We start from the raw sequence: 17,514 nt of genomic DNA on the forward strand, positions 1-17,514 counted from the left end.
TTCTTTAGCTAAACAAGTGGAGACTATGAAAACCAGTCAAAAAAAATCAGGTTGAAACTTTAAGAGCCAAACACAAAAATGATTTAGCGGGAATTAAATAATATGGAAAATCAAAATCAATTTAACCTAATCTTGCAAGGCATTCAAGACTTGCAACAAAAAACTTCAGGATTCTACAATATAGAACAGCGAGTTTACAGGCTAGAAGAATCTTTTTCTTTGCTAACGACTCAAATAAAGGTATTAGAAACTCATCAGGATTCTGATAAAGAAAACTGGAATAAACTCGATTTACATAAAGATAGAATTAGAAAAGCAGAGGAATTTATTGGTTTAATAGAAAAAATTCCCGGTGGACTCACATCTATTTTAGTGGGACTGATAATTTTTCAATTTATGATCGCGGTTACGAGTGATGTTTTAGTGCGATCGCTTGGATTTAAAGAAGTTATAGAAATAGTGAAGCCTAATTAATCTTTATAGTTATTTTTTTCCATAAGCTTAATGGTTGAGTAGTTCTGGGTGGGATAATTTGTTGTCTTTGCGGGTTTCTAGAGCATCTGTTTTGGTATGAAATTAATGTTCATTTTCTTGTTAAAAAAAGGCTATCTCTGTTATAGAGACAGCTATTAGTTTTCATATTTGATAATTATTTTTTTGAAGCAAATCTTCTAGTTCATCCAGTCTGGATCATCAATATTATAAGCCCAAAGTTCATCACAGTCTTGGCATTCCCAGAAACCATGATTATGGTCGTCAGTTGTATTCTTTGAGTTGCAACTTTTGCAGTTATTCAACCTTTGATTATCTTGATTAGACATTTGGAAACTCCCTAATTTGTAAATCTTCTGGAAATTCAGATAAAATTCCACCTTTTTTATCGCTGATTTTATAGGGTTGGTTATTCAATATCGGTTTAGCACCAAGTTGTTTGATAAATGGAGGAATGTTGGCTTTTTGGCATTGATTCAGGAGCGAACGTAAATGTTCAAGATGAGTAGTTCTAGCATTTGCCCCTGACTCTCCCCCTAATATGACCCAATGTAGTCTGGGGGCGCATTGATTACAAATTGCCGCACCACATACAGGATAAGCATCAACACCGTATAGTTGACTTTTTTCCTTTCCGCAACCATCACAGATACCCGCACCAATGAACTCGCTTAACCATTCTGATAAATCAATGTCTTCCAGAATCGGTTCACAACTGAGAAAACGAATTTTGGCAGGTGTTTTTAGCAGATAATAAACATCTTCAGCGTCTTTCTGTGTGCATACTGAATACCCCAACCACAGATGATCCAATGGTAACTTGAGTTCCGTTTCCTCTAAGAATCTGCAACTTTCCTCAACCAATTTGCGTACCCGTTTTGTTAATTTGGCTTCTAGTATTTCGGATTTAGCTTTCACCAATGCAGACTTAATCTTTTGAAGACGGTCAGGACTGGTGAAATACCGATACATGATTTCTGGGCGTTTGGTGAGAATTTGGTAAATGTTCCACCGGGCTATGATCATATATGCCACAGCTTCATCTATGAACTCAAAGGGAACTTTTTCATGAAATAAATCCCCCAAATTAGCGACAAATACGAGTTCGGGTTTTTCCCAGTTTCCCCATTCCAAAATCCATTTTAAGCGTTGGGGTTGTAGATTGATTTGCCCTGTCCATTGCAGTTTACCATTGGTTGATTTTCTGACTGTTCCTGCAAAAACATCGGATATTTTGGGGTTGGGATGATGTGCATGAATCCAACTTTCTAACACTGCATAACAATTCGCGCAGCCGTCCGAATCTGGATCACACCCCGTTACTATTGGCCATGTATTACCAGTCCATTCAATATTAGAATCTTTACTCATTTTTTTATCCTTATTAATTAACATCAAACATTAAAAAAAGCCGGGATAACCCCAGCTTAATTGTCATTTAATTACCATAGATATCACCTTCTGGTATATATTCATCGGCAACAGGGGAATTACCATTAACAGTGAAAGTCTCTACTGGTTTGGATTTATCAAGCAGTTTTCTGTATTCTTCTCTGACAGCTTCCCGACATTTATCTTGGAGAAGTTGAGTACACATATCCTCGTTTTCTCCTTCTGATATTGATGCCCAGAGTGAACAGCCTAATACGGCACTATTAAAGTCGCCTAAGTTAAACTTTCTTTCGTAGCTAACTGCGATGGTTTTGATGAACATTTTAACCTCTATTTTTATTGAAAATTAACCAAAATCATTAAGCGGTAGCATTAAAAAAAGCCGGGATTTTTCCCAGCCTATAATTCCAGTTAATTAGCTATTTTTAGGACTCCTTTTAGCAATCTCAGCAGAAATTTCCTGGTACATATCGTATGCACCAATGCAATCATCAGGTAGATTACTTGGATATTTATAGCCATATCTTAGTAAGGCATAAAGTAAATTGATTTCATCATCATCGAAGTTAGCAAACCGAGATTGATTAGTTTCGAGATTATTGCCAGTAGATTCAGACATATTTTTCTCCATTATGTAACATTAATGATTACCAATACCACTAAGCGGTAGCATTAATCATTTTCTAAACATGAGAACATTAATAGGCTGGGAAACCCCAACCCGGTTAATTACTGATAAACTTCTAGAAAGTAGTGTTGAAGTTTATTAGCCAATTCCTTAACTAATTCGTGGTTTTTCAAAGTTTCCAGACACCAATTTTCATCACTGTAGTTTTTGGCATACAGATTAATTGCAGACTTGGCAATCAGAAAAAATGCCATTTTTAACGAGTTTTCTGTATGAGATTCTAACAAATATTCTTTCTTGATTAGATTACCTAATCTACGGATTTCCTGTTCATTTATTGAAGCCAAGTAAATTGGTTCAACTGTTATGTTATACTGAAAATAATCACAGTTTTCGGCGATATCAACAAGTTCGGATTCATCTTCTATTTCAAATTCTGCAACTAATTCATGTTCACAATAAAACTCTAATTCTGGCTCACCTTCTCCCATACTAGGAGAATTATAATAATGTATATGGTGTTTGCAGTCTAAACAGCTAAATTCAGTCATTGGGGATTCCAAAATCAACACAATCATCAAGCGATAGCATTAAAAAAGACTCAGGTTTATTCCTGAGTCAAATAACTAGATAAAAGATGTTTTCTTATTAGCAAGTTCAATTAATTCATCTACAAATTTACATAAAGTTTCCATATCATCATTTGGAGCTTTACGAACTTGTATAAACGTTTCATCTAAATCTGGTTTATCACCATCTCCTATCAGTCCGGGGTCAAAAAAGATATGGACTAATGCGATTTTAGTGTTCTTAGCCCATCTGGTCACTTGAATTTCATAATGTCCATATAATCCATCATCATAGCGAGGGTCTTTACATACAAACATGGAACTCTCTAAAAACTCTATAAACTTTTTATCCGGTGAAATCCAGGTTCTTTTTTCCATTTTCTTAATATCAAACAGTTCTGCGTACATTTCTAATTTATCCATATAGTCAACAGCCCCAATAAGCGATAGCATTAAAAAAGTCAGCAATACCCTTATGTATTGCCAACTAATTGTTAGAAATTGTCTGGGTCATTCCAACCAGGAGGATTCAATACCAAGGTTGGTTCAAAAATAACATTTGCCCCATAATCTCTAACCAGGTCATCACAGTTTCTCAGAGATTTAATCAAACAACTGCTAAAATCTGGAGTACAAGCATTACCATCAAATATATAGAAATCAGGATGCGAGGAAAGACTAACTTCGGAAGCATATCGTTGGTCAATCCAGGTAGGGTGATTTTCATAAATTTCGATTTGGAATCCTTCGTAATGAACTATCATGTTATTCATGGGTGTCCTCGCAATTAATAAAAAACCACAACCTTGCAGCGGTAGCGTCCCCACAGAAAAAACTTTTCAACATTACAAAATCTCCCCAATCATCCAAGCCTGAAAACTAATACTTGTCCATTGCGGTTTTAATGTTTCCATTAGCAATTCAGCTTTTGATTTAATTTCTTGGTTTTCATTATTATTAATTAAATCAATTAATTCCAAACAAATAGAATCTAACTCACTGAAAGTATCTATACCATCTTGGATTTTAGATTCTAACTTAATTAATGATTCAAGCATTTTTCTTTCAAACAAACAACATCATCATTAGGCGGTAGCCCAATAAAAAAAGGCAACTATTTCAGTTTGTCCAAAAACTTAAATCCCTAGTTTTCTCTGTTTCGTGTTTTGCTATGCCAGAATCAAATTTTGTTACCGAGCCAGTAATAACTAACTCGGTTTTTATCTTTACTCTTTCCAGTTATTTGGATTTTCTGGCGATGCTAAACTTTGTTCATAGGTATGGTTCATAGTCATATCGCTAAATTGCCGTTTGGCAATCTTTAAGCCCAATCCTATAAAATCTTTATGATCTTCCTCATCCCATAACGGAGATAATGCAATCGCTTCAATCAATCTTGCATTATAATCAGTTAACACTCCATGTATTTCTAGAGTATCAACTAATTTCAACAATCTTTGTTTTGGTGATGGAGGACGGTAACATCTATTTGTTGTTAGCAAAGCTTTTGGCGTAAAACCTGTTAATAATTTCATAAATTTCCTCTAACTAAAAAAAGAGCCGGGATTTCTCCCAGCCCAAAACCTAAATCAAATCAATTATTTACCGCCTTTAATCTTCTTAACATTTGATGGTGGTAACTCTGGCTGTTCTTGGCCACCTTCAAGAAGTGCAGTTATTTCTTCGCTAGACAAACCATCCAAACACTGCATATCACGAGTACCTTCAAAATCAAATAAAGCTGGTTGAGTCTGTAACAATCCAGCTATTTGTTGCAATTGCTTGTTTTCGGGTTCACCTTGACGTTCTCTCCAGTCGAAAGCAACTGTATAGTATGGACCATCTTTACCAGATTCTTTGTTGAATTTGATAGTGAATATTCCCATACCCGGATCTTGTTCACTAATTACATCTTGAACTTTGCTAAACAAGTTGGAAATACTTTGTTTCTTGATATAGCAAACACAGACTGTATTTTGTGGCAATATTTTGGGATCTATGTTTGGTGCAGCAACAAAGAATAATTGAATCCATTGACCTGTATATTGTAGTCCCAGATTTCCATAATACTTAGAGACTTTGATGATAGAAATATCAATTTTATCATCTGGATTACTGCGTCTGTGCTGTGGTTCTTTTCCACCTACAAATATTCCTCCATCTTTGCAGTTTAATCTCACACTATAAGGTACATCAGGTAAAGAAATTGCATCAACTGGTTTTTTCCCAAATACTGAAAACATGATTTTTCCTCTTATTACAATTCAAACTATTTAAAAATCCAAAAACTTATGACATGACTAATCTGAAATGAAAAGCCAAAACCTAAAAGCGGTAGCACAGAAAAAATGTAGAAACTTAGTATTTATTACCAAAGTTCTACATTAATTCTAAACAATTTACAAGAACACTGAAAGGGTTGGTTTTAATGTCATTGTCTCTTGACGACGTAATTCATATTCCTTTTTCAGCCTAGAAAGATATGGAGTGAATATTACACGATTGCGTTCTAATTCTAATTCAGCGATCGCTTGTTGATGCTTCTCAATTTCCGATTCAATTCTAGCTAAATCGTTGGCTTTATTTTGAGATAATTTAGCCGTTGCTGTTCTGATATCTGATTCAAGTCTGTTTAACTTCAAATCAGTTTGAGGTGTTTCGTATTGTTTCTTGAATACCAAAACAATTTTGCTGTTATTGTTCTGGTAAACAGTTTTATTTTTGGTGTTTTCACAAGTACCCAAAACTTCTATTGCTTCACCAACTGCTTCTGGCATCAAGCCTTCAATTTCAAATTGCAACTTAGAAATATTGTTTCTAAGCTCAAGTAACTTTTCCAGATTTTTCATGATAAACTAACTTCAGTAATTAACTTATTAGAGGGGTTAGTTGCAATCCTAACCCTTCATTTTTCATGAGTTCAATTCAGATTTATTCTGGTCAGACGTGGACATTGCCAGAATTGATTCTAAAGTTTCATGGTCAAACTCAAGTAGTTTCTTGCAACCAGCTTGAAAAGATTGAAATTTCTCCCTGGCATAATCAGAATCTACAAATTTAGTTCTGAAGAGAAAATCATAATAATCCATATTCCAGTAGGCTTTTGCCAATTGATTCAAAAATTCAGTTGTCATTATTCATCCTCTTTGATATTAAATTCGTCAGCTATTTCTTGCCAATCAATTTCTTCAAAACTTGCTGTAAGTAAATAAGTTAATGGTTGAAATAATATTGAATCTTTATTTTCTAAGAAGTGATTTTTCAAGGATTCAAAATATTTCTCTAGTTCACTTGCAGATGATTCACAAGGTAATCCATTGTTGGTTATCCACATTGAAATTACATAAGTTTCGTAATTTCTCCAACCTTCCCATCTACCATCATTCATCACAGTCATCATCTTTTTCTGTATCGTCTTCGTCGCTATCAATCCCATTTAGTTCTGTTAATTGTTTCCAATTCACCACATTAAGCGACTCAGTAAGTAGGTCTTCTAACGCACTACAAAATCTGTTATATTGCGATTTTTCTTTGAATATTTCATTTTTGAGATTTAAGAAACTATCTTTCAATTCCTGTTCTGACAAATCACAATCTTCAATCCATAAACTAACTTGCCAAGTCTCGTCATTTGAGTATCCGTTACAAGTCATTATTCTTTCATCCAGATAATACAATCATGAACACAACCACTAAGCGGTAGCACTGAAAAAATAAAGCTATCAAAGTTCAGATACCACCATTGTTTTACCGTCAAAAATCTCAACTTTCACAACTTTTTCTAAATTTTCAATAGGGTAAATTCCTACAGCGAAATATTTTCCTAGAAAATACTCAATCGTTGATTCATAAGATGCCGTTGCACTGATTGAGGTTTTCCATGTATAGCCTGTAGTGGTTGTAAGTTTTGCTGATTTGAGCATTTATTTCTCCTGATGGATTTGCATAACAAAACCCCTAACTCTATTGTGAATAGAATTAGGAGTATTAAAATTAGAAATGGTTAAAACAAACTAAATTGAGTATGATTTGGTTTTGGTGGTTGATAAATCGAGACTTCTTTCGTTTTTGGATGCACTTTAATCACAGACATAAACTTCTTAACTGCCATGCAATAAGTTTTGAAAGCTCCACCTGTAAATCTTCCGTCATAGATTGCAATGCAGACATCAGAATGATCAATCATGTATCTATTTCTGATGTGCATACAATCTGCGGTATAGTTGGGTCTAAGGATTACTTGATTTTCTGCATATCTGAGAAGAAAATCGCTTTCTTTCCTATGCTGCAAACTCCACAATTCTGATTGATTAGCGCAAGGGATTACAGCCGTCCAAGGTAAGTTTCTACTCATTAAAACCTTTGCAGCCAATTGATCTGAACCTAAAGCCATACCAACAAAAAAATGATTTATCCCCATGTCTAAAGCTAAGTCAATTGCTATATTGATTTGTTTGGTGATATCAGGAATTTTTCTATGACCTGTAAAGCAAGCAATTTTCTGAGAATATAGTTCTGGATATTCTGGCTCATATCTGGTTTCTTCAACAGATACACCATGAGCTTCAATTGTTTGAGCAATATATTTCATCATGAAACTACTACTAAAGACCAAAACCAAAAGGCGGTAGCACAGAAAAAAATGAAATAGATCCTAACCTTCATGATGAAAGCTAGGATTCCAATTAATTAAAAATCTATTTCCTCGCGGATTTGCTTATACCGACGTAAATCGTTTTGATTTCTTGCTGTTATTTCATTTAATTTAGTAAGTGCTTCATCAAGGTTCTGAGTGTTATAAATACAATACTGTCTACCCTTTTCAAATACACTATAAAAGCCTGTTAAACCAATACTTTTCCCATATTTTGTCAAATCCGTACACCATTTGACATAAAGGTTATTGCCTACAGCAGCTAATTCATGCTTGATTAATTCATCTTGTCTGATTCTATTACCTCTAGCGATAGCTGAACTTAAAGCTTGCTCACGAGATTGAGAAGAAAAATCAAAATCTTCACTCAAAACTAGCTTATCATTGAGATATATGTCATAAGAAAACACATTCATTCCCGCTGATTCACGATAATACTGGCGAAGATTACGGATAGAACCTTTGATTTCTGGATGCTGGTAAAACATTAGTTTAAACCTTAGTAAAACATTAAAAACAAATTCTCTTCGCGGTAGCGTTACTATCGTAAAAATTATGAAAAAAATAACGATTACTTCTTTGAATAGGAGTAATCGCTATTTAAGCTATTCACAATTTAATAAACTTGTCTGATAGTCAAATTTAATCTTCCTCCAGATTTGAGAAGATTAGATGTACCATGAATTATGCCTTTAATGCCGTGATAAAACATCCTAAATTCGCCATGTAAAATCAAGATATCGCCACTTTTCAAGATAATCTCTTTGGTAGGATCTTTTCTACGTTTACCACCTATGAGAAAGATTCCATCATCACCTAAACTAATACTAATGATTGGTGATTTTTGATTAACTTCAGTGTTATCTTGATGAAGTCCTAATTTACTACTCTGAGTATAATAATTAATCAAACAAGTCTCAGGTTTATAGTTATAATCTCCAACTTCTGCTGCTAGAGATTTAGCTAAATTTCTGATAACTCCTGGAATTGGCTGCCAAGGTTTATTAGTTACAGGATGTTTATCATCATACCGATAACCATTTTGGTCAGAAATCCAGCCAACTTTACCACAATTGGTCATTTGATAATTAAAGGGAGAGCCATTTTTCATTGTCGGACTGAAAAGAGGCGATCGCTTACCAATTTCTCTACAATGTTGTAAAATTTCTTGTTGTTGAGATTCGGAAAGATATTGTTGTAGATGTAGCATAAAGATGTCCTAAAAAAATAAACTAAATTCTCTTAGCGGTAGCTGCAATATCGTAAAAAATTTAGTAATTCATTAAAAAAAAGCCCCAATTCCTATAGGAATCAGAGCTATTCAAAATCAGAATCTATATTGTTGCTAAAATCTGACCAATTTTGTCATATATTTCATTGTCAGAAATGCTTCTAAATTCTCTGTTTTTAACGTAATAATTACCATCAAAAATCATACATTTATCGTGATAATACAAAAATATGTATTTATCGGGATAACATGATACTAATTGTTCTAAATGTGGTTTAATTACTTCATTGAAATATTTAGTATTTTCCGCTAATTTTCTGAATGCTGCTTGAACTGGTGTTTCTCCAGGTTTTCTATCAATCGGCTGTTGTTTAAATTTTCTTACGAACTTGACCATTATTTTCCTCCAGTTGTAATTAAAAAAAAAGCTTCTAACCTCATATAGAGATTAGAAACTATTAAATCAATCAAGCAAAGATTTAGTATGGAGGATACCCATATTCATCATCTCCATCTCCATCTTCACTTTCTTTAAAGCCATTCGTTTGACTAGTCTCATAACCAAACTCTCTAGCTTTCTTAGCTGCTACTCGTTCTTGAATTAGTTTCTTCTCAGAATAATGTTCTGATCTGACACTTAACAACTCATCAACGGTAAAACCTAACTCTTGGATAAATTCAATCAATTCATCTAAAGATTTATCGTGAATTGGATCTATTTTCCATTCATCACCAAATTCTGTATTATAACCTTCTAAGCCACGTTTATAATTAGGATTATCAAGCTTATGCTGTTCCCAACTCATAACTCGAATAGCATCTAATAAAGTTAAACGTTGCTTTTCAATAACTTGAACTTCTTGTTGAGATTTTGTGACAAATTTAATAGCCATGATGAAACTCCTAAAAGAAAATAAAATGAAAGAAAAAAAAGAAAAGGAATCAATTGACTCCCAAAATCTCTTCGCGGTAGCGTCCATATTTAATAAAATGCTGAAATAAATATTCAATGAAACCTCCAAAAAATATTAGAGATTTCATTAAGGTTTATTTAACAGCAATAGTTTTACAACAACATCACTATTTGGCAATAGCTTTTTAAAAAGCCCCGATTCTACAAGAACCAGGACTTTGATATCAGCTACTTACTTTGGCAAATTCTCAATAGATACTAATTCTGGAATTTTAGAAATGTCAGTTACTTTTTGTAATCTTTTTCCAATAATGGAAAGTATTTTTAGCTTTTCAGAAGTACACTTATCCTTGAGATAGTATCCCTGAATTCCAAAGTCAATATTTAAGATCGTATGAATTTCTGCCTCCATACTTGAATTAATTGTTTTTAAGTCAGCGATAGCATTCAAAGCATCTAACTGATTTGTAACTCCTAATTTCTCGTAAATTTCTAACAGCATTGGTGCATTATTATCAGACATAATCAAATTCCACCTCAAAAACAACACCAATTAGCGGTAGCACTCACAATAATTTGCAAATGCTACCAAAATAAAATCACTTATAATACTCGCTATACGCTTGTTTAAACCAATCTTGCTGAATTATCCAATTCACACACCTAATAATTCCATCCCCATGACATTGCAAAGGACTACACCAACAAGTTAAGATTACATTTACACCTTCAAGAACTTTAAAGCATATATTCCTAAGAGCGATTGTTGTTTCATCAAGTATTCCCTCATTCATCCAAAGTTTAACTTTGTCGTACAAATATTTATCGAACATTTTACAACTTTCAACTCTTTCTTTCTCGCTGCTGACTTTAAATGGATTATGTAAAGAACTTTCTTGTAAACCATAAAACTTATTAAGTCTACCAATATAAATTTTATCTTGACCAATAAAACCGTCACGTTTACCATTGATTATTTTAATCATAATTTCCTTTATTTTATTAATTAATTCACTGCCAGAATTAACTAGCAGTGACGTTACATTATCTATTCATTTTTATCATTTAAATGATTAGAAATTACTCTCACAAGACTGTCAATATTCGATTGATTAAGCATTTTATTCTTGACTATCAAATCAAATACATAAATTGACTGCATGGGGTTTAATTGTTTAATTGTTTGAGCTTTTTAATAACATCACTCCAAACACCATTAATGATTTTGTTTGACAATTCTTCAGCAAAACACCAAGCGTCTGATGCTTCAAGATACATTTAATTCACCTCTTATCTAAACTAAATTATTCAGAATTTCGTTGTTTGGCAACCAATTACAAACTCATTGTTTCTCACTTCTAAGTAAATCACAAACTAAAAGCGGTAGCAAATAAAAATCATGTTTTTAGTTGGTGTTACTAAAAAATCAATAACACCAACTTGTTTTGTTATTACATCTGCACTAATTCAAAAACTGACTCAGCTATTAAACCTCTAACTTTTATCTCCAATGGAAAGCTAGGATGTTTAACACGCTTGGCTTCTCTTGGAGTTCCATCGTCACCTTCAAAATACCCATTATTCAATGCAACCCAATCAGCAAAATGTTGATATTCTGAATAAGATTTTAACCCGATATAGGTGATAAAACTCTTGAATCCAGAATCAGAATCAGGCGACTCTTCCCAGTGAAAGCGATTACTGAAAGTTCCGACAATTGTAATGCGATCGCTCAACTTAACTACTGTATAATTCCCATGAGGTGAAACACTTTTAACTTCACCTTCAATTCCTGCAAAATTGATTCTGTTCATGATAAAATATTCCTAGTTGTTACTTTCGGAAATAGTATGGATTGAATTATTTACTCGCAATTTATTTGGCTTGCTTTTTAGCGGTATATACAAAGCTTTCTAATTCCAACTGGATAGAAATTGCAAACTGTTCAAGAGAATTGCAGGGATATTTTGCGGATAAGTTTCTGATTTTCTCCAAGATTTCTGCGACATCATTTTCAAGCATCTTCAACCTATTACTGTCCATTGGTGATTCAACTGATTTAACTAATTTCATGGCTCTAAACAACAACAGCAAACTCTAAAGGCGGTAGCACAGAAATAATTTTGTTATGATTACCTGTATTGATTACTTTGCTGGAATTGGTGCGTGGGAATTGGCTGCTGAAATTGTTCAACAAATTTATGGTTATCAGATTTTCACAACTTACCAATTTGTAGAGATTCTGCCTGAAGCGCAAAAAGTATTGCGTTCACACTATCCACTAATTCCTATTCACTCTGATATTAAAACTTAAGTAAGTCGGCCCAATAAAATCGATATATGTTTAGTTTTGTAAAAACCGTGAAACACCCTATTTATAAGGTATTCGTTAATTTATATTTCGTTACATAGATTGATTCTTTAACGCCGACCTACTTACACACCGCCACAAAATATAGATGTCTACTTCGTTTCCCACCCATGCACAGGCACATCTAACGCAGGTAAAAGAACCGGACTTGCACACCCAGAGTCAAACTTATGGTTTGAAGCCTTCCGGTGTATCTGCATTGGCAAGCCCAAATTTGTCGTTATTGAGAACCCTGAAGGATTTATCCATAGAGGATTACGAGCGTGCCTTGGAGGACTCAGAATGGCAGGATACTCTACAGAAGTTGAAATTATCTCGGTATCGGAGTTTGGAGCGCCGCACCTTCGTAAAAGGATATTCGTTGTTGCCCACACTAACCACTTATCCTTGCAGCAACGGGAAGGGTGGAAATGCTGGAGCGAACAAATTGGAGAGGATATTGAAAGAACAAGGTCGTTTGGAAAGCGATAGCGAAGCGCTGCTGCAAGCAGTTCGCAAACTCTCAATATTAGCAAGCCTGTGGAAGATGGGGTTCCCAGATGGTTATCTGGATTGTCTTATTCAGGGTGGTGGAAAATAAATAACCCCCCATTAAATTGTGGAGTTCTCAGAAACACGCCAGGACGTAGGGAAGCAATTAATTTAATTGGTCGTTCAATCGTGCCGTTACAAGCAGCAATTCCTTTGATGAGAGTAAAGTTTTTAGCAAGTCTATGAATGGGCGATTACCTACGGTACATTTCGTGAACGCTTAATTATGACCATGAAAATTTTGAACCCATTATTTTGCTAGTGTTATGAAGTTTTCGCCATTTTATAAATCCCATTTTGCCGAACGCAGCATGAGTACATTGGTACTTCATCCAACGACTATGTGTGTCCTATGGCGATCGCATAATTTCCTCAATAATGGTAAGGTTAAAGTTTAAATTCACTAAATCTAACTATCAAGGTTGATATCTGTAGCCTTGGTTTCTGTCATTAGCCAATTCAGATAATCCTCATTTCCTGCCTCTATTGGTAAAGCCACCACACAAGGTACTTCATAAGAATGTAGTGATTTTACTTTATCCGTTAATTTTGCAAATAAATCACGGCGGGATTTCACAATTAAAATAGCTTCTTTTTCTACTTGTAATTCACCTTGCCACCAATAAATACTATCCATGCCGTCAATTATGTTGGCACAGGCCGCAAGACGGGCTTCTACTACGGCTTTACCTACATTAAGGGCTTCGGCACAGTCTTTAAAAGTGACGTAAACAAAAATAAATTCCATGTTTTGACTTTATTATATCTGTTTGGGGTAGTAATTGATAATTTTCCTGGAGGAAATTTTGGTAGGGGCAATGTCTACGAAGGGGGAAGTGATCGCCTAAAATTAACTTGTTTATTGCGGAGTAAGGTTTTCAGCTTATCTACCCTTCAAGGCTGTGATCGCAAATACAAATTGCATACCCCTTTTCAAAGGGTCATGCAAACGACCCTCTCTAGCAGTTATATTGTTGGTAACAATAAATTTGTTTCTATCTTTTCTCGAATCTCTTTATCTACATAACACTCACTATTCAGACAACTTGCTAATAACTTATTTGCTTCATAATAATCTTTCAATTGTTTGTCCTGTTGTTTATTAAATTGCCAATCAATTCCAGTATTAAGAAACGGTAGTATAATCATCTCAAGTCTATCTACAATAAATCGACCCTTAGTTTCCCACCATTGCACTAATTTTTTAGGAGAATATTCTTCCTTGATAGGTAGTTCTAGTTCATCTCTCAGTTCTTTCAACTCAAATTGCAGTTCACTATTAAAAGCAAGAGCAATATCGTTAGGAAGCAATAAGTTTACAGTAAGTTTGGGATCGAGAATAACAACAAGGTCTATATCAAGCGATAATAATATTTGTTGAGAGTTATCAAGCACATCACTGATAGTTCCATAGAGAGATTGTACAAAATCACGAACAATTGCGCTTTTTAGGTTATGAGTATAACTTAAAATTTTGTTACAAGCGAATTGAATATAATTAATTTGATTCTTATTAAAACTAACAGTGTATGCTATAGCAAAATAAAAGGCTCGTACAGCATTTAACTTGTAGGGAAGTTTAGTGGATTGTGATTCTTGGTTAATCCAGTTAAGAAAATCTTGAAGCTTCTGTTCTTTAAGCAGTAAAGTATCGATACTTTCCTTTATATCCGTTAAGAGATTTCCAGCATCATCTAACATTTCGACTGATAGTAAGAAAACCTCTCGCCAACGCTTATCAGTAATATGACTAACTAAATCATTCAAGGCTTGCTCTTTTCCAATTATTTTTTGAGCAGTAAAATACTCCTGAAATGTCAAATGGGAGAAAGAGTAAATACCCCTGGCTCTTTCTACTAATAATCCATGTTGTGCTTCGATAGATTTCAGCACAGCTTCACAATCTAATTGAAGCATCTCTGAATCTGTGCTTGCATCCAGTAAATTACTAATGTAATCCGTGATTTGCTGTTCCAAAAACTTTTGTTTGAAAAAGTATTCGCTGCGTGTAAAGGTGGAAAAAGCTATTTGACTCAATAAATCTTGTTTACGTTTAAGGGACAGTTTTTTATAAATATGATCTCTTTCTATATTGCGCTTTGCATCCCACTTTTTTAGTAGGACATCTAATCCTTCTTTGTAGAGTTCTGAGCGATTAGGAGGGAAGTCTCCTGAGTCTTCAAATACTAGACATAGCAACGTTAATAGTAAAGGATTAGTCGCTAATTCCCGAATAGGCTTGTTTTCTTGTAGCCTCTGAGTAAACTTGTCTGCTTTAACTATATCTTTTTTTATTTGAAACCATTTATCAACAAAATCTTTAATTTGTTGGTCATCGAAATCAGCGACTTCAACCTCAGTAAACTGCTCAAAAGTATACTCTCTAGCAGCAATACGGCAGGTCATTATAAATTGACATTCGCTAAATTTTAAAGAAATATGGCGAATCTCTCGAATTACTCTATCATGGTCATTTTCTCTAACCTCATCCAAACCATCTAGTAGTATTAGCCCTCGGCCCCGTTCAAGAAGTTTATTAGCTATTTGAAGATTTTCAACATTGCAGTCTTCTAACTTTTGATTGATATATTCCAATAAGGTTGGGCTATTCTTTGATTCCGCAAAATCCTTAAGAGTAATAAAAATAGGAACTTTATCAGGTTGAAAAACTCCTTCATTACATTGAATTGCTAGATATTTTAAAAATGTTGTTTTTCCTGCTCCTGGTTTACCTAAAACAATTAGTTTTTTGTAAAATTTTACTGCTTCTAATCCAGGTACACGTTTTTCTTTTATATCCGTTAAACCAAATCTTTCAAATTTTTGCAAATTACAATTTTGTAAAATTTCTGTAATTCCTAAGCGTCTACGCCCTAATATTTTTTGCAAAATGTTAACACTTGTATATATGGCAGACAGTCCTATTGGATGCTCCATATCTAGGACTCTCATTTTACTACAAATCTCCTGAATGTAAGAATATACATTTTTCCTTACTTCTGTAACTATTACCTCAATATCATCTACAATTGTTTGCCAATTTAAATTAACTCTTTCGCAAATCTGAATGAAAATATCTTTGTCAATTAACTGACACTCAAAGAATTCGAGAACTGTCGAAATATCTATTTTTATTTCTTCTGCCAGTTTAACTTCACTTAATGCCTTGTTTATCATTGCCATTTTTGCCTTTTTTCTCCCTTTGGGAGATGCTTTTAATACTTGAGATTCAAGTATTGCTGAAGGTAAAGAGGTTTGAGTAGAAGTTTGCTGCTCATCGAGCATAGACAAAACTAGTTCTCTGATTTTTTCAGTATTTATGTCTTGATAAATATTATTTCCTATCTGTATTCTTTTGCCTTCACCTATGTTGATGACCGACTCACCATATTGAAATGATATTCTTTGACTACCTTCATAGGTTTCCTGTAGAACTTTAATATCTTCATCTGTTGCTGTTTTTGCTACAAGTTTTTCAAAAATTACCTTGATATCATCTGAGTTACCCATTTTTCATCCTTCTTTGTAACTGCTCAATAAATCGGCTTGAGCTAACATATTTTGCATGATTCTATGACGCTTTGAGGCTTGTTAATAATGAATTAACCCGGATTATTGAGCGGTTAAATTTGTTCCACAATCAATACCTTCGCCAATTTTTCAAATACAGCACTGAAAGCCAATAAAATCGTTACGATATTAATAGGGTTTCAGGATTTTGGCAAAGGTATTGCGATTAAAATTATTTTTGTTGAATTACATCACCAAAATGAAAGTTATCAGCTTTCTCAATATTGAGAATATTTTTTGCTTGCTGATGACCTATTATTTGACCAATTTTGTAAATAGTCTGTGTTGCTTCAGGCTTTACTTCTTCCCATCCTTTATCGGGTAAACCTTTACCACCTCGAAGCTTGGCAATTACAAAATCTCCTCCTGTCATATCATTTTGAGGAACTTGTTCCACCTTATACAAATCACGCGCAGTTTCCGGTACTGCTTGTCCAAGATAATTCATGATATTAGAAACGCGCACTTCTTTATCACCTGGTTTGTTACCCGCACCTTGTAAAGCTTCAAGAAAGTGATAAGTGTATATGCTATTTGTTTGATCTTGTTTTATCCAAGATTTTTGCTCACCTTCGGAGGAAGTGAAAACTAATCTGCCTTTTCCTTGTTTCAACTCACGAATAAAGCCTTTAGATGGAGCAACTCGGATAAAATCTTCAAATTCTTCATCGAATTTTTTGTCTAGTATCAAGTCAGCATCTTTAGAAGTTGCCATTCCTGCTGCGTGACAACTATCAATAACAACTAACAAACGTTCAGATTGAATTTGGCGTAATGCTTCTGTAAAATCCTCTGCTGATAATGCTGAACCTGCAATTTTAGTAGGTTTAATGTCATGCTGCAATAAATAATATCGTTTTGTATTTTTGTCTACCCAGCCATGTCCTGAATAATAAACAAATATAGTAGCACTGGGATCTGATGTTGCTTTTTCTTTTAACCAACTTAATCCATCTAAAATACCTGTCTTTGTTGCATTTTCATTATTTAGTACCCGAATATGATCTTGATCATCAGGATAGGCACACAGTTCAGGGTCAATTAGTGCAGCGTAAATTGCCTGGGTATCTTTGACAGTTACAGGCAAAGATAATTCACTATAAGCAGACTCACCAACTCCAATTAGTAAAGCGTAACCGTGAATAAATTTCTCAGTCATTTTA

At 34.1% G+C, this 17,514-nt stretch carries 30 protein-coding genes; 3 read left to right on the forward strand and 27 right to left on the reverse strand.

Going from position 1 to position 17,514, the window contains the following annotated elements; all coding sequences use genetic code 11:
* Nucleotides 1-102: 102 nt before the first annotated feature.
* The gene (locus ANA_RS16835; protein ID WP_015081231.1) at nt 103-474 is read left to right on the forward strand and encodes a hypothetical protein; all 372 of its coding nucleotides are present in this window, start codon (nt 103-105) and stop codon (nt 472-474) included.
* Between the two features lie 197 nt (nt 475-671).
* On the opposite strand, the gene ANA_RS26695 is transcribed toward ANA_RS16835, so the two are convergent.
* From ANA_RS26695 to ANA_RS16950, 24 genes are all read right to left on the reverse strand, one after another.
* Entirely contained in the window at nt 672-821 is a 150-nt protein-coding gene (locus ANA_RS26695; protein WP_158310550.1) for a hypothetical protein, read from the reverse strand.
* On the reverse strand, nt 814-1,863 hold the full coding sequence (locus tag ANA_RS16840; protein WP_015081232.1) for a DUF5131 family protein: 1,050 nt from the start codon (nt 1,861-1,863) through the stop codon (nt 814-816). Before ANA_RS16840 ends, ANA_RS26695 begins: the two co-directional genes overlap by 8 nt.
* 67 nt (nt 1,864-1,930) lie before the next feature.
* The gene (locus tag ANA_RS16845; protein ID WP_015080876.1) at nt 1,931-2,206 is read right to left on the reverse strand and encodes a hypothetical protein; all 276 of its coding nucleotides are present in this window, start codon (nt 2,204-2,206) and stop codon (nt 1,931-1,933) included.
* A gap of 93 nt (nt 2,207-2,299) precedes the next feature.
* Nucleotides 2,300-2,503, reverse strand: coding sequence for a hypothetical protein (locus ANA_RS16850; protein WP_015081233.1), 204 nt, complete (start codon nt 2,501-2,503; stop codon nt 2,300-2,302).
* A 110-nt stretch (nt 2,504-2,613) separates the two neighbouring features.
* Nucleotides 2,614-3,063 carry a hypothetical protein gene (locus tag ANA_RS16855; RefSeq protein ID WP_148279073.1) on the reverse strand — a complete coding sequence of 150 codons (450 nt, stop codon included), beginning with the start codon at nt 3,061-3,063 and terminating at the stop codon, nt 2,614-2,616.
* A 75-nt stretch (nt 3,064-3,138) separates the two neighbouring features.
* Nucleotides 3,139-3,504, reverse strand: coding sequence for a hypothetical protein (locus tag ANA_RS16860; RefSeq protein WP_148279074.1), 366 nt, complete (start codon nt 3,502-3,504; stop codon nt 3,139-3,141).
* Nucleotides 3,505-3,575: 71 nt separating this feature from the next.
* A complete protein-coding gene (locus ANA_RS16865; protein ID WP_041458119.1) occupies nt 3,576-3,854 on the reverse strand; it encodes a hypothetical protein in 279 nt (92 codons plus the stop codon).
* A gap of 72 nt (nt 3,855-3,926) precedes the next feature.
* Nucleotides 3,927-4,139 carry a hypothetical protein gene (locus ANA_RS16870; RefSeq protein WP_015081237.1) on the reverse strand — a complete coding sequence of 71 codons (213 nt, stop codon included), beginning with the start codon at nt 4,137-4,139 and terminating at the stop codon, nt 3,927-3,929.
* A gap of 168 nt (nt 4,140-4,307) precedes the next feature.
* Complete coding sequence (locus tag ANA_RS16875; protein ID WP_015080870.1) at nt 4,308-4,616, reverse strand: hypothetical protein; 309 nt, start codon at nt 4,614-4,616, stop codon at nt 4,308-4,310.
* A gap of 63 nt (nt 4,617-4,679) precedes the next feature.
* On the reverse strand, nt 4,680-5,324 hold the full coding sequence (locus ANA_RS16880; RefSeq protein ID WP_015080869.1) for a hypothetical protein: 645 nt from the start codon (nt 5,322-5,324) through the stop codon (nt 4,680-4,682).
* Between the two features lie 156 nt (nt 5,325-5,480).
* Nucleotides 5,481-5,930, reverse strand: a complete 450-nt coding sequence (locus ANA_RS16885; protein ID WP_015080868.1) for a hypothetical protein — start codon at nt 5,928-5,930, stop codon at nt 5,481-5,483.
* Between the two features lie 63 nt (nt 5,931-5,993).
* Nucleotides 5,994-6,215, reverse strand: coding sequence for a hypothetical protein (locus ANA_RS16890; protein WP_015080867.1), 222 nt, complete (start codon nt 6,213-6,215; stop codon nt 5,994-5,996).
* Nucleotides 6,215-6,481, reverse strand: coding sequence for a hypothetical protein (locus ANA_RS16895; protein WP_148279062.1), 267 nt, complete (start codon nt 6,479-6,481; stop codon nt 6,215-6,217). The genes ANA_RS16890 and ANA_RS16895 overlap by 1 nt, the downstream gene beginning before the upstream one ends.
* Complete coding sequence (locus ANA_RS16900) at nt 6,462-6,734, reverse strand: DUF7249 family protein (RefSeq protein WP_015081240.1); 273 nt, start codon at nt 6,732-6,734, stop codon at nt 6,462-6,464. The genes ANA_RS16895 and ANA_RS16900 overlap by 20 nt, the downstream gene beginning before the upstream one ends.
* A 69-nt stretch (nt 6,735-6,803) precedes the next feature.
* The gene (locus ANA_RS16905; protein ID WP_015080864.1) at nt 6,804-7,004 is read right to left on the reverse strand and encodes a hypothetical protein; all 201 of its coding nucleotides are present in this window, start codon (nt 7,002-7,004) and stop codon (nt 6,804-6,806) included.
* Nucleotides 7,005-7,084: 80 nt separating this feature from the next.
* Entirely contained in the window at nt 7,085-7,675 is a 591-nt protein-coding gene (locus ANA_RS16910; RefSeq protein ID WP_015081241.1) for an SLOG family protein, read from the reverse strand.
* A 95-nt stretch (nt 7,676-7,770) separates the two neighbouring features.
* Nucleotides 7,771-8,223, reverse strand: a complete 453-nt coding sequence (locus tag ANA_RS16915) for a hypothetical protein (RefSeq protein WP_015080862.1) — start codon at nt 8,221-8,223, stop codon at nt 7,771-7,773.
* A gap of 128 nt (nt 8,224-8,351) precedes the next feature.
* Nucleotides 8,352-8,945 carry an alpha-ketoglutarate-dependent dioxygenase AlkB gene (locus ANA_RS16920; protein ID WP_015080861.1) on the reverse strand — a complete coding sequence of 198 codons (594 nt, stop codon included), beginning with the start codon at nt 8,943-8,945 and terminating at the stop codon, nt 8,352-8,354.
* Between the two features lie 124 nt (nt 8,946-9,069).
* Nucleotides 9,070-9,363 carry a hypothetical protein gene (locus ANA_RS16925; RefSeq protein ID WP_015080860.1) on the reverse strand — a complete coding sequence of 98 codons (294 nt, stop codon included), beginning with the start codon at nt 9,361-9,363 and terminating at the stop codon, nt 9,070-9,072.
* Between the two features lie 82 nt (nt 9,364-9,445).
* The gene (locus tag ANA_RS16930) at nt 9,446-9,859 is read right to left on the reverse strand and encodes a hypothetical protein (protein ID WP_041458088.1); all 414 of its coding nucleotides are present in this window, start codon (nt 9,857-9,859) and stop codon (nt 9,446-9,448) included.
* A gap of 252 nt (nt 9,860-10,111) precedes the next feature.
* Nucleotides 10,112-10,402, reverse strand: a complete 291-nt coding sequence (locus ANA_RS16935) for a hypothetical protein (protein ID WP_015081243.1) — start codon at nt 10,400-10,402, stop codon at nt 10,112-10,114.
* A 76-nt stretch (nt 10,403-10,478) separates the two neighbouring features.
* Entirely contained in the window at nt 10,479-10,865 is a 387-nt protein-coding gene (locus tag ANA_RS16940; protein WP_015081244.1) for a DUF4326 domain-containing protein, read from the reverse strand.
* A gap of 465 nt (nt 10,866-11,330) precedes the next feature.
* Nucleotides 11,331-11,693, reverse strand: a complete 363-nt coding sequence (locus ANA_RS16945; RefSeq protein WP_015080855.1) for a hypothetical protein — start codon at nt 11,691-11,693, stop codon at nt 11,331-11,333.
* A 61-nt stretch (nt 11,694-11,754) separates the two neighbouring features.
* Nucleotides 11,755-11,901: a hypothetical protein gene (locus tag ANA_RS16950; RefSeq protein WP_235081857.1), complete on the reverse strand. Its 147-nt coding sequence runs from the start codon at nt 11,899-11,901 to the stop codon at nt 11,755-11,757.
* A 106-nt stretch (nt 11,902-12,007) separates the two neighbouring features.
* Between ANA_RS16950 and ANA_RS16955 the strand changes: the two genes are divergently transcribed.
* The gene (locus ANA_RS16955; protein ID WP_041458086.1) at nt 12,008-12,193 is read left to right on the forward strand and encodes a DNA cytosine methyltransferase; all 186 of its coding nucleotides are present in this window, start codon (nt 12,008-12,010) and stop codon (nt 12,191-12,193) included.
* Between the two features lie 141 nt (nt 12,194-12,334).
* On the forward strand, nt 12,335-12,721 hold the full coding sequence (locus tag ANA_RS23695) for a DNA cytosine methyltransferase (RefSeq protein ID WP_083881482.1): 387 nt from the start codon (nt 12,335-12,337) through the stop codon (nt 12,719-12,721).
* A gap of 469 nt (nt 12,722-13,190) precedes the next feature.
* Here the strand turns inward: ANA_RS23695 and cutA are convergent, their stop codons facing one another.
* The 3 genes from cutA to ANA_RS16985 form a co-directional block, all read right to left on the reverse strand.
* On the reverse strand, nt 13,191-13,529 hold the full coding sequence (gene cutA / locus ANA_RS16975; protein ID WP_015081246.1) for a divalent-cation tolerance protein CutA: 339 nt from the start codon (nt 13,527-13,529) through the stop codon (nt 13,191-13,193).
* Between the two features lie 218 nt (nt 13,530-13,747).
* A complete protein-coding gene (locus tag ANA_RS16980) occupies nt 13,748-16,291 on the reverse strand; it encodes an NACHT C-terminal helical domain 2-containing protein (protein WP_015081247.1) in 2,544 nt (847 codons plus the stop codon).
* A 232-nt stretch (nt 16,292-16,523) separates the two neighbouring features.
* The gene (locus ANA_RS16985) at nt 16,524-17,510 is read right to left on the reverse strand and encodes a caspase family protein (RefSeq protein WP_015081248.1); all 987 of its coding nucleotides are present in this window, start codon (nt 17,508-17,510) and stop codon (nt 16,524-16,526) included.
* Nucleotides 17,511-17,514 lie beyond the last annotated feature (4 nt).

This window comes from Anabaena sp. 90 (assembly GCF_000312705.1).
GTDB lineage: Bacteria > Cyanobacteriota > Cyanobacteriia > Cyanobacteriales > Nostocaceae > Dolichospermum > Dolichospermum lemmermannii.

Bases quoted from the DNA above. Each gene is read 5' to 3' on its own strand.
- ANA_RS16925 (WP_015080860.1), bottom strand. From the start codon at position 9,363: ATGGTCAAGTTCGTAAGAAAATTTAAACAACAGCCGATTGATAGAAAA.
- ANA_RS16900 (WP_015081240.1), bottom strand. From the start codon at position 6,734: ATGACTTGTAACGGATACTCAAATGACGAGACTTGGCAAGTTAGTTTA.
- ANA_RS16905 (WP_015080864.1), bottom strand. From the start codon at position 7,004: ATGCTCAAATCAGCAAAACTTACAACCACTACAGGCTATACATGGAAA.
- ANA_RS16890 (WP_015080867.1), bottom strand. From the start codon at position 6,215: ATGACAACTGAATTTTTGAATCAATTGGCAAAAGCCTACTGGAATATG.
- ANA_RS16855 (WP_148279073.1), bottom strand. From the start codon at position 3,063: ATGACTGAATTTAGCTGTTTAGACTGCAAACACCATATACATTATTAT.
- ANA_RS16910 (WP_015081241.1), bottom strand. From the start codon at position 7,675: ATGATGAAATATATTGCTCAAACAATTGAAGCTCATGGTGTATCTGTT.
- ANA_RS16880 (WP_015080869.1), bottom strand. From the start codon at position 5,324: ATGTTTTCAGTATTTGGGAAAAAACCAGTTGATGCAATTTCTTTACCT.
- cutA (WP_015081246.1), bottom strand. From the start codon at position 13,529: ATGGAATTTATTTTTGTTTACGTCACTTTTAAAGACTGTGCCGAAGCC.
- ANA_RS16985 (WP_015081248.1), bottom strand. From the start codon at position 17,510: ATGACTGAGAAATTTATTCACGGTTACGCTTTACTAATTGGAGTTGGT.
- ANA_RS16920 (WP_015080861.1), bottom strand. From the start codon at position 8,945: ATGCTACATCTACAACAATATCTTTCCGAATCTCAACAACAAGAAATT.
- ANA_RS16850 (WP_015081233.1), bottom strand. From the start codon at position 2,503: ATGTCTGAATCTACTGGCAATAATCTCGAAACTAATCAATCTCGGTTT.
- ANA_RS16915 (WP_015080862.1), bottom strand. From the start codon at position 8,223: ATGTTTTACCAGCATCCAGAAATCAAAGGTTCTATCCGTAATCTTCGC.
- ANA_RS16840 (WP_015081232.1), bottom strand. From the start codon at position 1,863: ATGAGTAAAGATTCTAATATTGAATGGACTGGTAATACATGGCCAATA.
- ANA_RS16950 (WP_235081857.1), bottom strand. From the start codon at position 11,901: ATGCTTGAAAATGATGTCGCAGAAATCTTGGAGAAAATCAGAAACTTA.
- ANA_RS16845 (WP_015080876.1), bottom strand. From the start codon at position 2,206: ATGTTCATCAAAACCATCGCAGTTAGCTACGAAAGAAAGTTTAACTTA.
- ANA_RS16930 (WP_041458088.1), bottom strand. From the start codon at position 9,859: ATGGCTATTAAATTTGTCACAAAATCTCAACAAGAAGTTCAAGTTATT.
- ANA_RS16895 (WP_148279062.1), bottom strand. From the start codon at position 6,481: ATGATGACTGTGATGAATGATGGTAGATGGGAAGGTTGGAGAAATTAC.
- ANA_RS16835 (WP_015081231.1), top strand. From the start codon at position 103: ATGGAAAATCAAAATCAATTTAACCTAATCTTGCAAGGCATTCAAGAC.
- ANA_RS16885 (WP_015080868.1), bottom strand. From the start codon at position 5,930: ATGAAAAATCTGGAAAAGTTACTTGAGCTTAGAAACAATATTTCTAAG.
- ANA_RS16955 (WP_041458086.1), top strand. From the start codon at position 12,008: ATGATTACCTGTATTGATTACTTTGCTGGAATTGGTGCGTGGGAATTG.
- ANA_RS16945 (WP_015080855.1), bottom strand. From the start codon at position 11,693: ATGAACAGAATCAATTTTGCAGGAATTGAAGGTGAAGTTAAAAGTGTT.
- ANA_RS16935 (WP_015081243.1), bottom strand. From the start codon at position 10,402: ATGTCTGATAATAATGCACCAATGCTGTTAGAAATTTACGAGAAATTA.
- ANA_RS26695 (WP_158310550.1), bottom strand. From the start codon at position 821: ATGTCTAATCAAGATAATCAAAGGTTGAATAACTGCAAAAGTTGCAAC.
- ANA_RS16875 (WP_015080870.1), bottom strand. From the start codon at position 4,616: ATGAAATTATTAACAGGTTTTACGCCAAAAGCTTTGCTAACAACAAAT.
- ANA_RS16870 (WP_015081237.1), bottom strand. From the start codon at position 4,139: ATGCTTGAATCATTAATTAAGTTAGAATCTAAAATCCAAGATGGTATA.
- ANA_RS16940 (WP_015081244.1), bottom strand. From the start codon at position 10,865: ATGATTAAAATAATCAATGGTAAACGTGACGGTTTTATTGGTCAAGAT.
- ANA_RS16860 (WP_148279074.1), bottom strand. From the start codon at position 3,504: ATGGATAAATTAGAAATGTACGCAGAACTGTTTGATATTAAGAAAATG.
- ANA_RS16865 (WP_041458119.1), bottom strand. From the start codon at position 3,854: ATGAATAACATGATAGTTCATTACGAAGGATTCCAAATCGAAATTTAT.
- ANA_RS16980 (WP_015081247.1), bottom strand. From the start codon at position 16,291: ATGGGTAACTCAGATGATATCAAGGTAATTTTTGAAAAACTTGTAGCA.